Annotated in this window: 13 protein-coding genes and 1 pseudogene; 8 read left to right on the forward strand and 6 right to left on the reverse strand. The window is 62.2% G+C overall.

Annotated features, from left to right (window positions below; translation table 11 throughout):
* Nucleotides 1-23: 23 nt before the first annotated feature.
* Genes LIS66_RS18170 through LIS66_RS18185 form a run of 4 tightly spaced genes read left to right on the forward strand, consistent with a single transcriptional unit; the run spans nt 24 to nt 3,603 of the window.
* The gene (locus LIS66_RS18170) at nt 24-953 is read left to right on the forward strand and encodes a metal ABC transporter substrate-binding protein (protein ID WP_042607829.1); all 930 of its coding nucleotides are present in this window, start codon (nt 24-26) and stop codon (nt 951-953) included.
* Entirely contained in the window at nt 950-1,798 is an 849-nt protein-coding gene (locus LIS66_RS18175) for a metal ABC transporter ATP-binding protein (protein WP_227972749.1), read from the forward strand. The genes LIS66_RS18170 and LIS66_RS18175 overlap by 4 nt, the downstream gene beginning before the upstream one ends.
* Nucleotides 1,798-2,697 carry a metal ABC transporter permease gene (locus tag LIS66_RS18180; RefSeq protein ID WP_007917717.1) on the forward strand — a complete coding sequence of 300 codons (900 nt, stop codon included), beginning with the start codon at nt 1,798-1,800 and terminating at the stop codon, nt 2,695-2,697. Before LIS66_RS18175 ends, LIS66_RS18180 begins: the two co-directional genes overlap by 1 nt.
* Entirely contained in the window at nt 2,698-3,603 is a 906-nt protein-coding gene (locus LIS66_RS18185) for a metal ABC transporter substrate-binding protein (RefSeq protein ID WP_227972750.1), read from the forward strand.
* Nucleotides 3,604-3,782: 179 nt separating this feature from the next.
* Here LIS66_RS18185 and LIS66_RS18190 read toward each other — a convergent pair whose 3' ends face one another.
* The 3 genes from LIS66_RS18190 to LIS66_RS18200 form a co-directional block, all read right to left on the reverse strand.
* Nucleotides 3,783-4,007, reverse strand: coding sequence for an MbtH family protein (locus LIS66_RS18190; RefSeq protein ID WP_041478467.1), 225 nt, complete (start codon nt 4,005-4,007; stop codon nt 3,783-3,785).
* 83 nt (nt 4,008-4,090) lie between these two features.
* Nucleotides 4,091-5,503 (reverse strand): aspartate aminotransferase family protein, encoded by a 1,413-nt coding sequence (locus LIS66_RS18195; RefSeq protein WP_227972751.1) that lies wholly within the window; start codon nt 5,501-5,503, stop codon nt 4,091-4,093.
* A gap of 106 nt (nt 5,504-5,609) precedes the next feature.
* Nucleotides 5,610-6,131 carry a GNAT family N-acetyltransferase gene (locus LIS66_RS18200; protein WP_227972752.1) on the reverse strand — a complete coding sequence of 174 codons (522 nt, stop codon included), beginning with the start codon at nt 6,129-6,131 and terminating at the stop codon, nt 5,610-5,612.
* 82 nt (nt 6,132-6,213) lie between these two features.
* Here LIS66_RS18200 and LIS66_RS18205 point away from each other — a divergent pair.
* Nucleotides 6,214-6,330: pseudogene (locus tag LIS66_RS18205) on the forward strand (metal ABC transporter ATP-binding protein); the annotation flags it as partial.
* Between the two features lie 16 nt (nt 6,331-6,346).
* Here LIS66_RS18205 and LIS66_RS18210 read toward each other — a convergent pair.
* Entirely contained in the window at nt 6,347-7,669 is a 1,323-nt protein-coding gene (locus tag LIS66_RS18210; RefSeq protein WP_042607835.1) for an ATP-binding protein, read from the reverse strand.
* Entirely contained in the window at nt 7,669-8,349 is a 681-nt protein-coding gene (locus LIS66_RS18215; protein ID WP_227972753.1) for a response regulator, read from the reverse strand. The genes LIS66_RS18210 and LIS66_RS18215 overlap by 1 nt, the downstream gene beginning before the upstream one ends.
* A gap of 155 nt (nt 8,350-8,504) precedes the next feature.
* On the opposite strand from LIS66_RS18215, the gene dsbD reads away from it, so the two are divergent.
* From dsbD to dsbG, 3 genes are read left to right on the forward strand one after another with little or no spacing between them, the layout of a single operon-like run.
* The gene (gene dsbD, locus LIS66_RS18220; RefSeq protein WP_227972754.1) at nt 8,505-10,238 is read left to right on the forward strand and encodes a protein-disulfide reductase DsbD; all 1,734 of its coding nucleotides are present in this window, start codon (nt 8,505-8,507) and stop codon (nt 10,236-10,238) included.
* Nucleotides 10,238-11,119 carry a TlpA disulfide reductase family protein gene (locus LIS66_RS18225; RefSeq protein ID WP_227972755.1) on the forward strand — a complete coding sequence of 294 codons (882 nt, stop codon included), beginning with the start codon at nt 10,238-10,240 and terminating at the stop codon, nt 11,117-11,119. Before dsbD ends, LIS66_RS18225 begins: the two co-directional genes overlap by 1 nt.
* Complete coding sequence (gene dsbG / locus LIS66_RS18230; protein ID WP_064361570.1) at nt 11,095-11,865, forward strand: thiol:disulfide interchange protein DsbG; 771 nt, start codon at nt 11,095-11,097, stop codon at nt 11,863-11,865. Before LIS66_RS18225 ends, dsbG begins: the two co-directional genes overlap by 25 nt.
* Before the next feature lie 111 nt (nt 11,866-11,976).
* Here the strand turns inward: dsbG and LIS66_RS18235 are convergent, their stop codons facing one another.
* Nucleotides 11,977-12,801: an alpha/beta fold hydrolase gene (locus tag LIS66_RS18235; RefSeq protein ID WP_227972756.1), complete on the reverse strand. Its 825-nt coding sequence runs from the start codon at nt 12,799-12,801 to the stop codon at nt 11,977-11,979.
* Nucleotides 12,802-12,923: the final 122 nt, after the last annotated feature.

The raw sequence follows: 12,923 nt of genomic DNA on the forward strand, positions 1-12,923 counted from the left end.
ATCCGAGAGAAGACTGCTTGCCCATGTCCATTTCATCTCCTCGCCGTCCATTGTTACGCCTGTTTCTCCTCGGCCTGTGCGCCTGCCTGCTGAGCCCGCTGGCCAACGCCGAACAGGGCAAACGCCTGCGCATCGGCATCACCCTGCATCCGTATTACAGCTATGTCGCGAACATCGTCGGCGACAAGGCGGAAGTGGTGCCGTTGATTCCCGCCGGTTTCAACCCGCACGCCTATGAGCCACGAGCCGAAGACATCAAGCGCATCAGCGGTCTGGATGTGATCGTGCTCAACGGCGTCGGCCATGACGACTTCGCCGATCGCATGATCGCCGCCAGCGAAACGCCCAACGTCAAAACCATCGAAGCCAACGAGAATGTGCCGTTGCTGGCCGCTACCGGTGTCGCTGCGCGCGGCGCCGGCAAAGTGGTCAACCCGCACACGTTCCTGTCGATCAGCGCCTCCATCGCCCAGGTCAACAACATCGCCCGCGAGCTGGGCAAGATCGACCCGGACAACGCCAAGACCTACACCCAGAACGCCCGCGCCTACGGCAAACGCCTGCGGCAGATGCGCGCCGACGCGTTGGCCAAGCTGACCCAGGCACCGAATGCCGAACTGCGTGTGGCCACGGTGCACGCGGCTTACGACTATCTGTTGCGCGAATTCGGTCTGGAAGTGACGGCCGTGGTCGAGCCCGCCCACGGCATCGAGCCAAGCCCAAGTCAGCTGAAAAAAACCATCGACCAGCTGCGCGAGCTCGACGTGAAAGTGATCTTCTCGGAAATGGATTTCCCCTCCAGCTACGTCGATACCATCCAGCGCGAATCCGGGGTGAAGCTGTACCCGCTGTCGCATATTTCCTACGGCGAATACACCGCCGACAAGTACGAAAAGGAAATGACCGGCAACCTCAACACCGTGGTCCGGGCGATTCAGGAGTCAGGGGCATGACGTCGAAAGAAACCCTCGCCCCAGAAAACACCGAGTCCCCTGTAGGAGTGAGCCTGCTCGCGATGGCGTCCGCTCAGCCAACATCTTCATTGGATGAAACTCCGCTATCGCGAGCAGGCTCACTCCTACAGGTTACGGGGCCATCGCTGGAGTTTGCGGAAGTCAGCCTGACGCTGGGGCGCACAACGATTCTCGACAAGGTCAGCTTCCAGGTGCAGCCCGGCAGCGTGCATGCGCTGGTCGGCCCCAACGGCGGTGGCAAGAGCTCGCTGATCAAAACCCTGCTGGGGCAGATGCCGCATCAGGGCCAGCTCAGCCTGCACTGGTCCGGCGAGGCCGGCACCATCGGTTACGTCCCGCAGGCGCTGGAGTTCGATCGCGGTTTGCCGATGACCGTCGACGATTTCATGGCCGCCATGTGTCAGCGCCGTCCGGCCTTTCTCGGCTTGAGCAAACACTACGCCGCTGCCATCGGCGAGGCGCTGGAGCGTGTCGGCATGCAGGACAAGCGCAAGCGGCGCATGGGCGCGCTGTCCGGCGGTGAGCGGCAGCGGGTGCTGCTCGCGCAGGGCCTGATTCCGCCGCCGCAATTGCTGGTGCTCGACGAGCCGATGTCAGCCCTCGATGAGGCCGGGATTCAGGTGTTCGAACGTCTGCTGAATGACTGGCGCGCGGCGGGCATCACCGTGTTGTGGATCGAACATGATCTGGAAGCGGTGGGGCGGCTGGCCGATCACGTGACCGGCCTCAACCGTCGCGTGCTGTTCGACGCCACGCCGCAACAGGCGCTGACGCCGGAACGTCTGCTGACGCTGTTTTCCACCCATCCACGGAGCGCTCTCTGATGAGTTACGAAGCCTTTCGTTTGATGGTCCAGGGTTGGGCATCTTCGGGTTATCTGCCGGAAGCGCTGGCCTACGGATTTGTGGTCAACGCCCTGCTCGCCGGTCTGCTGATCGGCCCGGTGCTCGGTGGGCTCGGCACGTTGGTGGTGGTCAAGCGCTTCGCGTTCTTCTCCGAAGCGGTCGGCCATGCGGCACTTACCGGCGTGGCCATCGGCATTCTGCTCGGCGAACCCTACACCGGCCCGTACGGCAGCCTGTTCGGCTACTGCCTGCTGTTCGGCATCCTGCTCAATTACCTGCGCAACCGCACCGGTCTGGCACCGGATACGCTGATCGGTGTGTTTCTGTCGGTGTCGCTGGCACTCGGCGCGAGCCTGCTGCTGATCCTCGCCGGCAAGATCAACGTGCACATTCTGGAAAACGTGCTGTTCGGTTCGGTACTGACGGTCAACGGCAATGATCTGGCGGTGCTGGCGATCGTCGGGTCGCTGGTCATGGCCCTCGCCCTGCCGCTGTACAACCGCATCATGCTCGCCAGTTTCAATCCGCAACTGGCGGCGGTGCGTGGCGTGGCGGTCAAGACGCTGGATTACCTGTTCGTGATCCTGGTGACCTTGATCACCGTCGCGGCGGTAAAAGTCATCGGTGCAATTCTGGTCGGCGCCTTGCTGGTGATTCCGGCTGCGGCGGCGCGCTTGCTCAGCCAGTCGCTCAAAGGGTTTTTCTGGTGTTCGGTGCTGATCGCTACCGTCAGCACGCTGTGCGGCATTCTTGCGCCGATCGTGTTCGACCTGCCGATTCCATCCGGCGCCGCGATCATTCTGGTCGCCGGCATCGCTTTCGCCCTCGCCGCCATCGCGCGAGGTGTTGTCCCCAGCCTGAAAGGGAACCTTGGATAAATGGCTTTTTCATTGCGAAACCTGACTCTGGCCATGGCCCTGTGCGGCGTGGTCTGCACGCCGTTGATGGCTGCTGAAAGTGCAAAACCCTTGCGCGTTCTGGCCTCGTTGCCGATTACCTTCGGCCTCGGCGAAGCGCTGCTCAAAGGCACCGACGTCAAGCTCGAACGTGCAGCGCCGGCCAACCTGCCCGGCAGCCGCCAGACTGCGTATTTCACTGGCCGTGGCGCTCCGGCCCTGAGCAAACTGGCCACCGACGCGGACGCGGTGATCGGTCTGCGTTCGCTGTGGGCCGATGATCCGCTGTACCCGATCGCTCGGCGCAGCAACATCCGTATCGTCGAAGTCGACGCTGCCCGCCCGGTCGACGGCGCCCTGCCCGGCATCGCTGTGCAGCCGGGCGTGCAGGTTGATGGCCTGAACAGTCAGCCATGGCTGGCGAGCAACAACATGGGGCGCATGGCGGATGTGATGGCGGCGGACCTGGTGCGCCTGGCACCGAGCGCCAAGCCTGCGATCGAAGCCAATCTGGCGGCGTTGAAACAGCGTCTGCTGAAACTCAGCGCGGACACCGAAGCGCGTCTGGCCGAGGCGGACAATCTGAGTGTGATGAGCCTGAGCGATCACTTCGGCTATCTGATTGGCAGCCTCAACCTTGAACTGGCGGGACAGGATGCGCGTCCTGATGCCGAGTGGACGCCTGAAGCACTGAAGAAGCTGACCGCAACACTCAAGGACAACGACGTAGCGGTGGTGCTGCACCATCGCCAGCCAGCCGAACCGGTGAAAGCGGCGATTGCCGAATCCGGCAGCCGACTGGTGGTGTTGAGTACTGATGCGGCGGATCCGCTGGCGGAGCTGGAGGGCAATGTGGATTTGTTGCTCAAGGGGCTGAGCGGAGCGTAATTTCAGGCACGACCGCGTTATCGTTTATCGCGAGCAGGCTCACTCCTACAGGGGATCGCATTTCAACTGTAGGAGTGAGCCTGCTCGCGAAGAGGCCAGCACTGACAGCGCCACTCTCCAGACATGAAAAAACCCGCTGCCCATCATTGGTCCAGCGGGTTTTTTTTCTGCCCGGTCGCTTATTGCGCCGCGACTTGCGCATCCATCTTCTGACGCAGACTCAACGGGCGCATGTCGGTCCAGACTTCTTCGATGTAGGCCAGGCATTCCTTCTTCAGGCCGCTCTTGCCCACGGTGCGCCAGCCTTCTGGTACGGCTTTGTAATCGGGCCAGATCGAGTATTGCTCTTCGTGGTTGACCACGACCTGAAAGAGGATGTCCTCGCGGTCGAATACTGACGTCATGCTGGTTCTCCATCGTTGTAAGGTCGGCTGCACAACGGATGCAGCCGGGGTATGTAGAAAGAACGTTCGCCGCGCGGAAAAATTTACAGTGCGGCGGTGGCAGCGACCAAAGCGCGACCGAAAATCTCCGCGACGCGGTCGATTTCCGCAGCGGTAATCACCAACGGTGGCAGGAAACGCACCACTGCGCCATGGCGGCCGCCCAGCTCCAGAATCAGGCCGCGCTTGAGGCATTCACGCTGAACCAGCGGCGCCAGACGTGCGAATGCCGGCGGGTGACCGAGCGCGTCGGGTAGGCCGCTCGGGTCGACCAGTTCGACGCCGAGCATCAGGCCGCGCCCGCGGACGTCGCCCAGTTGCGGGAAGTCGCGTTGCAGAATGCGCAGATGCTCGCTGAGTCGATCCCCCATGGCGGCGGCGTGTTCGCAGACCTTGTGCTCTACCAGATAGCGCATCACCGCTGAACCGGCGGCCATGGCCATCTGATTGCCACGGAACGTGCCGGCATGGGCGCCCGGTTGCCAAGTGTCGAGCCAGTCGCGGTAAACCACCACCGCCAACGGCAGGCTGCCGCCGATGGCTTTGGACAACACCACCACATCCGGAACGATGCCCGCATGCTCAAAGGCAAACATCTTGCCGGTACGGGCGAAACCGCTCTGGATCTCATCGACAATCAGCGCCACACCGGCCTTCTCGGTGATCCGGCGCAAACCGCGCAGCCACTCGATATCAGCGGGTATCACCCCGCCCTCGCCCTGCACCGCCTCGACAATCACCGCTGCCGGCAACTGCACGCCAGCCTCGGGATCGCTCAGCAGGTTTTCCAGATAGCTCAGATTGGCTTTGACGCCCGCCGCGCCGCCGAGGCCGAACGGGCAACGGTAGTCGTAGGGGAACGGCATGAATTGCACGCCATTGCTGAGCAAGGCACCCAGTGGTTTTTTTGGTCCCAGGCTGCCCATCAGGCTCAATGCGCCCTGACTCATGCCGTGATAACCGCCGGAAAATGACAGCACGGTGCTGCGCCCGGTGGCGGTGCGTACCAGTTTCAGCGCTGCCTCCACGGCGTCGGTGCCGGTCGGGCCGCAGAACTGGATTTTCGCCTGCGCCGCCAGTTCCGTCGGCAGCAAGCCGAACAGATCCTGGACGAATTGATCTTTGACCGGCGTGGTCAGGTCGAGGGTGTGCAGCGGCAATTCATCGGCGAGCACCTGCTGGATTGCCTCGATCACCACCGGGTGGTTATGCCCCAGCGCCAGCGTGCCGGCCCCGGCCAGGCAGTCGATGAATGTGCGCCCCTCGACATCCTCGACATACAGGCCCTTGGCACGCTTGAGCGCCAGTGGAATACGCCGAGGGTAGCTGCGTGCGTTGGACTCCTGCTGGCTCTGGCGCGCCAGCAACGGTGATTCGTGGAATTCGTACAACGTCTCCGCTGGCGCCGAGGCGACCCGGGCCGGCGATTCTTCGATAAGGCTGGTGGCGACTGACATCTCTCGACCCCTCAATTCGCTATGGATAGTGACCAAAACAGCACACCAACAGGTGCGCGTTCCGGTGGCGGGGCGCACTTGCAGGTTTTCCTGTTCTGGAAACGCTTCAGCGCGGCGCGGATTTACACCCTTGATCGAGTTGTCGGGCCGGTGCGGACAAAGGTTTGTGCAGCGGCACGGTCTGCAAGCCGTCGCAGATGCCGGATGGCGCCGCTTGTTGATAACCCAGATGCCGATAGAACGGCTCGGCGGTGCAGGAACTGTAGAGGTGAACATGCTGCACGCCACGAATGCGCAACCAGCCTTCGAGATCCTGCATCAGCGCCCGTCCGACGCCCCGGCGAAAGGATTCCGGCTGCACGTAACACAGGGAAATCTCGCCGCTGGCCTGGGCCATGCCGACACCGACCGGTTTGTCCGCCAGTAAAGCCAGACATAAATGGAAGTGGGGGTCAGCGAGTCGGGCGCTGATGAAGTCAGCGGATTGCTGAGCGATCCAGGTGCCGACCCGTGGCGGATCGTTACGGTGGTCGAGCGCGCAACCGATGCGGATGGAACGCTCGATAATGCGGCTGATGATGCCAGCGTCGGCCAATCGGGCCGGACGAATGCAGATGGGTGCTTCCATGGCGCAGTTCCCTCAATCCATTGAGTCAAGCTGCGTTGACCTTAGCCCCGGCCCTGCCGAATAGCGAACGGCGAGAAGTTACATTTCATGTGGCAGAACATGTTCCCTTGTGGGAGCGAGCCTGCTCGCGAAAGCGTCAGGCCAGTCAACGTCGATGTTGAATGACTTACCGCATTCGCGAGCAGGCTCGCTCCCACAGGGGATCTGAGGTGCGGTCAGAGGGCTTGCAACGGCATGGTCAGTTCGACCCGCAAGCCATCCGGGCGGCTGTCGAAATGCAGGGCGCAGTCGCAGCGCTGAACAATTGCCTGGACAATCGCCAGACCCAGCCCGCAACCGGTGCTCTGACCGTTGCGCCAGAAGCGCTGAGTCAGATGCTGCAAGTCATCCGGCGCAATGCCCGGCCCATGGTCGCGCACGACAAAGCGCACACGGTTGCCGATGCTTTCGAGATTGACCTCGACCGCACAATCTTCAGGCGTGTGGCGCAGAGCGTTGTCGAGCAGGTTGCGCAGCGCAGCAATCGCCAGCACTGCAGGCATTTGCAGCGGCGCGGCGGACAGCTCGTCCGGCACGTGCAGTTTGATCCGCAGCCGTTCACCGCCCGTGGCGTCCTGAATCGCCAGCCTGGCCACTTGCTCGGCGCTGCATTGCGAGCCGTCATCGAATGACAGACTGCCTTCGACCCGCGCCAGCAACAGCAACTGTTCAAGGGTGCGGTGCAGGCGATCGGCACCCTCCTCGGCGCGGGCCAGCGATTGATCGCGGGCGCTGCCATCGGTCATGCGCGCGACTTGCAGGTGGGTCTTGATCGCCGTCAGCGGACTGCGCAATTCGTGCGCGGCGTCACCGGTCAGGCGGCGTTCACGCTCGATGGTCTTGCCGATGCGCTGGAACAATTGGTTCTGGGTTTCCAGCAGCGGCTTCAATTCGCTGGGAAACGCCTGCAACTGCAACGGTTCAAGCGAATCGGCATTGCGCCGCATCAGCGCTTCGCGCAGACGATTCAGTGGCGCCAGGCCTTGACCGATCCCCAGCCACAGCAAGCACAGACAACCCAGCAAGGCCACGCCGACCGGTACCGAAGCGGCGAGCAGGATCGACATGTTCAACGCTTCACGCTCGATCTGCCGGTCTGCGGTAGTGATCCGCACATCGCCGCGGGCCAGGGTGAAACTGCGCCACGGTGCGCCGTCGATCATCTGATCGTGGAAGCCCATTTTTTCCGCTTCCAGCGCTTGTTCGGGATTGTTGTGGCTACGGGCAAGAATCTCGCCGCGCAATGAGCTGACCTGACAGGCCATCCCCCCGGGAATATTCAGCTGTTCAGCGCTGAAGTGAGTGCCTTCGCCCTTGCTCGGCAGCGTCGGCAACTGCTCGAGCAGACCGGCGACCATGCGCGCCGAGGCAACCAGGCGCTGGTCGAGGGAAAACATCATCTGATTGCGCAGATCGCTGAGCATCCACGCCGCAGCCAGCGCCCAGATCAGCGCAAATGCGGCGCCGAGCGTCAGGCTCAGGCGCAGGCGCAGACTCATCACTTGCCCTGCTCCCCGCCATCGGCAGGCCCGAGGCGATAGCCCAGACCGCGCACGGTTTCGACGATGCCTTTGCCAAGCTTGCTGCGCAGATGATGGATATGCACGTTCAGCGCATTGCTTTCCAGCTCATCGTTGAAGCCATAGACGCTGTCCTTCAATTGCTCGGTGGACAAAACGCGGCCGCGGTTGTGCAGCAGCGCCTGCAACAGCGATTGCTCGCGGCGCGACAAGTCCACCGGTTGTCCGCCCAGGCGGGTTTCCCGGCTGCTCGGGTCGTAGGTGAGCGCGCCATGTTCGATCAGATTGACGCTGCGTCCGGCCACTCGGCGCAACAGGGTTTGCAGGCGGGCGAACAGTTCGCGCAGGTCGAAAGGCTTGAGCAGGTAATCGTCGGCGCCGGCCTGCAAACCGTCGACACGATCCGTCACAGAATCGCGGGCGGTGAGAATCAGCACCGGAATCTCCAGGCCGCTCTGGCGCAATTGCTGGAGCAACTTGAGGCCATCTTCGTCGGGAAGGCCAAGATCGAGCACCATCACGTCGAACTCGGCGACCTTGAGCATCGCCCGCGCTTTCGACGCCGTGTTGACGTGCTCGACGGTCAGGCCCTGAGCCGTGAGCCCGGCAACGATGCCGCTGGCGATCAGCTCATCGTCTTCGCAAACCAGTACGTGCATGGTGAATCCCACAGGAAAAAAGCGGATTAGGCGGTTGGCCGATTAAGCTGACATTATGGCGCCGAACGTCACTGCGACAAGGGCATCGCGGTTAATCATCGGTTAATCGCCGCTGCCCATTGTGCACCTCAATTGCACAGGGACAAGGCTCCTCCATGCGTCATTTTTTTCTTCTGTTTGCTTTACTGATTTCCGGTCTGGCCCAGGCCGGAAACAATCCGTTCGAGTCCAAGCCGGACTTTTTACCCGTCGACAAGGCATTCGTCCTCACCTCCGAGCGTCTGGAGTCGGGGGAAACCCAGCTGTTCTGGCAGATCACCGACGGCTACTACCTGTATCAGAAACGCTTGAAGTTCGACGGACTGGCCGCCGACCAGCAGCCGGTGCTGCCTGAAGGCGAATCCCACAGCGATGAGTTCTTTGGCGAGCAGCCGGTGTATCGCCAAGGCCTGGAAGTGAAAATCCCGGCTGCGGCCAGCGGGCAGATCAAGGTCAGTTACCAGGGCTGCGCCGATGCCGGCCTGTGTTATCCACCGCAAACCCGGGTGATTGACCTGGGCGGCAAAGCCGCAGCGACAACTGGCGGGGAAGCGCCGGATCAGGCCTTGGCCAGCAGCTTGCAACAACGGGCGCTGGGCTGGAGTCTGCTGGTGTTCTTCGGTCTCGGCCTGCTGTTGGCGTTTACCCCGTGTTCACTGCCAATGCTGCCGATTCTGGCCGGAATGATCGTCGGCAGTGGCGCCACACCACGGCGCGGCTTCGCCCTGGCCAGCAGCTATGTGATCTGCATGGCGCTGGTGTATGCGGCGATGGGTGTGATTGCCGCTCTGCTCGGTGCGAACCTGCAGGCGTGGTTGCAGAATCCCTGGCTGCTCGGTGCGTTCGCGGCGATTTTCGTGGTGCTGGCATTGCCGATGTTCGGCTTCTTCGAGCTGCAGTTGCCGGTGGCGCTGCGTGATCGACTTGAACACGCTTCACGCAGCCGCAGCGGCGGCAGCCTGATCGGCGCCGGTGTGCTCGGTGCATTGTCCGGTCTGCTGGTCGGGCCGTGCATGACCGCGCCACTGGCCGGTGCGCTGCTGTACATCGCGCAAAGCGGTAACGCGTTGCACGGCGGTCTGATTCTGTTTGCACTGGGCATCGGCATCGGTGTGCCGCTGTTGCTGCTGGTCACCGTGGGCAATCGATTCCTGCCCAAACCAGGGGCGTGGATGAACCTGCTCAAGGGCATATTCGGTTTTCTCTTTCTCGCAACCGCATTGCTGATGCTGCGCCCGGTACTGGATCCGTCGTTGTGGCTGGGTCTGTGTGGCGCGCTGCTGCTGATTGCCGCCTACAGCGCCTGGAAACAGTCCGAAGGTTTTGGCCGCGTCGCGCAGATGTTCGGCGCCCTGTCCCTGTTGCTCGGTTTGTGGGGCAGCTTGCTGGTGATCGGTGCGGCTGGCGGCAGTGATGATCCGTACCAACCATTGCAGGTCTACAGCGCCGGCCGGGTCGCCAGCGCCGCACCAAGCGGTCATGACGCCTTCACCACCATCAAGGAACCGGCCGCCCTGCAACGTGAACTCGACGCCGCCAAGGCCCAAGGCCAGTGGGTACTGCTCGATTACTACGCCGACTGGTGCGTGTCGTGCAAAGTCATGGAGAAGAAGGTATTCGGCGAGGCCAAGGTCATGCAGGCATTGAGCGACGTGCGTCTGCTGCGCCTGGATGTGACCGCCGACAACGCCGCCAGCCGCGAGCTGCTCGGTCGCTATAAAGTGCCCGGTCCGCCGACTTTCATCTGGGTCGGTACTGACGGTGAAGAACGCCGCAGCCAGCGCATCACCGGCGAGGTCGATGCCGACACGTTCCTGCAACGCTGGTCCACTACCCGAGACGCCAACTGATGCTGACGTTCACCCTCGGCACTTTTGCCATCGCGCTCAACCACCTGCTGCTGATCAGTGCGCTGGCACTGGCGACATTTGTCGGCTGGCGGGTAGCCAAGCGCGGTGGCGATAACCCCGAGTCGGCGCTGTTCAGCCTGTTTTTGCTGGGCATGCTTACGGCGCGCATTGCCTTTGTCGCGCTGTACTGGTCGCATTATCGCAATGACCCGTGGCAGATCATCGATCTGCGCGACGGTGGATTCCTCGCCTGGCCCGGGGTGATCGTGCTGCTGCTGGCGGCGTTGTATCGCGGCTGGCGTCGTCCCGGTCTGCGCCGACCGTTGGGCTTTGGTGTGGTCAGTGGCGTGGCGTTCTGGCTGCTCGCCACCCTCTCGCTGAACATCTACGAACAAGGCACGCGCCTGCCGGACATTTCCCTGCGCAATGCCGCCGGGCAAACCATCAAGCTCAGTGACTATCAGGGCGGCCCGCTGGTGATCAATCTGTGGGCCACCTGGTGCCCGCCGTGTCGGCGGGAAATGCCGGTGCTGGAAAATGCCCAACAACAGCGCCCTGACCTGACATTTCTGTTCGTCAATCAGGCCGAAAGCATGCAAAGCGTGGCGACGTTCCTGGAAACCCAGGGCCTGAGCCTGAACAACGTGCTGTTCGACCGCAACGGCCGTCTCGGTCAGGCCGTGGGGTCCATGGCGTTACCGACTACGCTGTTCTATAGCCCGGACGGTCGCTTGCTGACCAGTCACCTCGGTGAACTGTCGAACGCCAGCCTCGCCCGCGCTCTGGAAACCTTCGACACTTCCCCTTCAAGCCCGAATCAGGCCGTTGCCCCGGCCAACTCTGCAAGGAAACTGCCATGCCCCGCCTCCGCCACCTGCTGACGCTGACCCTGGGCACCGCCCTGCTGCACTTGCCGTCGGTGCAGGCTGCTGAAGAACTGCCCGCGGCGATCAAAAAGATCGAAGCCAAGGGCGCGAAAATCGTCGGCCAGTTCGACGCCCCCGATGGCCTGCGCGGGTATGCCGCGCAATACCAGAATCGCGGCATGGCGCTGTACCTGACCCCGGACGGTAAACACGTGGTAGTGGGCAACCTGTACGACGCCGACGGCAAGGACCTGAGCAGCGAGCCATTGCAAAAACTGGTTTACGCGCCGATGTCCAAGGAAGTCTGGGCCAAGTTCGAGGCGAGCAACTGGATTCAGGACGGCAACAAGGATGCGCCGCGCACGGTGTACCTGTTCAGCGATCCGAACTGCCCGTACTGCAACATGTTCTGGGAGCAGGCGCGGCCATGGGTCAAGGCCGGCAAAGTGCAGTTGCGCCACATCATGGTCGGCATTATTCGTGAAGACAGCCCGGGCAAATCCGCCGCGCTGCTGGCGGCGAAAGACCCGGCCAAGGCCCTGGAAGATCACGAAAAGGCTGGCAAGGGCAGCGCGCTCAAGGCTCTCAAAGACATTCCGGTCGCCGTGCAGAGCAAACTCGCGGCGAACATGCAATTGATGGAAGACCTGGAACTGCAGGCCACTCCGGCGATTTTCTACCTGGACGACAAAGGCGAACTGCAACAACAGCAAGGCGCGCCTTCGCCGGACAAGTTGGTGAAGATCCTCGGGCCCAAGTAGTTTTTCATCGCCTGAACCGGCCCCAATCGCGAGCAGGCTCACTCCTACAGTTGACTGCATTCCTTCAGCAAGAATGCGATACCTGTAGGAGTGAGCCTGCTCGCGATTGGATCAAACGGTGTGTCTGTTGCACTCGCTCAAGAAGCCAAGCAGCGCCTCAGTCACAAACCCGGGATTCTCCAGATTGGAGATATGCCCCGCCTCCGGTACCAGCACACACGGGCAACCAATCAATTCAGCCATTTCCCGGGCCTCCGAGGGTGGTCGTGGTTTGTCCTGATCGCCGCACAGCACCAACGTGGCCGCTGCGTTGAGTTCGCCCAAACGTGGCAACAGATCGTCGCGACCAAACGTAATGCGCCCCATCGGTACGATGCTTTCGCGCAAACGCTCGGGCGAGTAGTTCTGCAGTTTTGCGCGGAAGTTCTGATACAGCGGCGACTGCGGATCGATGCCCGGGCGGAAGAAGATCGGTACGACGATGTCCAGCAGTTGTTCGGAGATGGTCCCGGTGTCTTCGATCAGCTTGAACAGCGAGAAGTAATACTGCCGGGTCGGTTCCGGCTCGACGCCGACGTAGGTGTCCATCAGCACCAGACCGTTGAGACGTTGCGGCGCGGCCAGTGCCAGGCGCGTGCCCCACATGCCGCCGACCGATAGCCCGACGAGGGTGACGCGGTCGATGTCCAGATGATCGAGCAAGGCCTGCGCCTGACGGGCGATGTCGTCCAGCGATGTGGTGCCTTCAGGTAACTTGCCGGACTCGCCATGCCCCCACAGATCCAGGGCAATGACGCGATAGTGCGGGGTCAGCGCGGCGATCTGCGGCGCCCACATGGCCTGATCCCAGAGATAACTGCCAGCGAGCAACACGGCCGGGCCGGTGCCGTGATCAATGTAGTGCAGCGCTTGTCCGTCAACCGTGAAAAAGGGCATCGACCACCTCCGGGAGAAAAAACAGAACCGGCAGACTGAGCTGCCGGTTGTTGATCGTCAAGGGTGGAAATGTACAGTCATGTACCGTTGATTTGTGTTGAATCCACCGACGCCATCGCGAG

The organism is Pseudomonas sp. HN2, from assembly GCF_020736465.1.
Taxonomy (GTDB): domain Bacteria; phylum Pseudomonadota; class Gammaproteobacteria; order Pseudomonadales; family Pseudomonadaceae; genus Aquipseudomonas; species Aquipseudomonas moraviensis_A.

What these genes read in the sequence shown, in the direction of transcription:
- LIS66_RS18170 (WP_042607829.1), top strand. Translation starts at nt 24, where the DNA reads ATGTCCATTTCATCTCCTCGCCGTCCATTGTTACGCCTGTTTCTCCTC.
- LIS66_RS18175 (WP_227972749.1), top strand. Translation starts at nt 950, where the DNA reads ATGACGTCGAAAGAAACCCTCGCCCCAGAAAACACCGAGTCCCCTGTA.
- LIS66_RS18180 (WP_007917717.1), top strand. Translation starts at nt 1,798, where the DNA reads ATGAGTTACGAAGCCTTTCGTTTGATGGTCCAGGGTTGGGCATCTTCG.
- LIS66_RS18185 (WP_227972750.1), top strand. Translation starts at nt 2,698, where the DNA reads ATGGCTTTTTCATTGCGAAACCTGACTCTGGCCATGGCCCTGTGCGGC.
- LIS66_RS18190 (WP_041478467.1), bottom strand. Translation starts at nt 4,007, where the DNA reads ATGACGTCAGTATTCGACCGCGAGGACATCCTCTTTCAGGTCGTGGTC.
- LIS66_RS18195 (WP_227972751.1), bottom strand. Translation starts at nt 5,503, where the DNA reads ATGTCAGTCGCCACCAGCCTTATCGAAGAATCGCCGGCCCGGGTCGCC.
- LIS66_RS18200 (WP_227972752.1), bottom strand. Translation starts at nt 6,131, where the DNA reads ATGGAAGCACCCATCTGCATTCGTCCGGCCCGATTGGCCGACGCTGGC.
- LIS66_RS18210 (WP_042607835.1), bottom strand. Translation starts at nt 7,669, where the DNA reads ATGAGTCTGCGCCTGCGCCTGAGCCTGACGCTCGGCGCCGCATTTGCG.
- LIS66_RS18215 (WP_227972753.1), bottom strand. Translation starts at nt 8,349, where the DNA reads ATGCACGTACTGGTTTGCGAAGACGATGAGCTGATCGCCAGCGGCATC.
- dsbD (WP_227972754.1), top strand. Translation starts at nt 8,505, where the DNA reads ATGCGTCATTTTTTTCTTCTGTTTGCTTTACTGATTTCCGGTCTGGCC.
- LIS66_RS18225 (WP_227972755.1), top strand. Translation starts at nt 10,238, where the DNA reads ATGCTGACGTTCACCCTCGGCACTTTTGCCATCGCGCTCAACCACCTG.
- dsbG (WP_064361570.1), top strand. Translation starts at nt 11,095, where the DNA reads ATGCCCCGCCTCCGCCACCTGCTGACGCTGACCCTGGGCACCGCCCTG.
- LIS66_RS18235 (WP_227972756.1), bottom strand. Translation starts at nt 12,801, where the DNA reads ATGCCCTTTTTCACGGTTGACGGACAAGCGCTGCACTACATTGATCAC.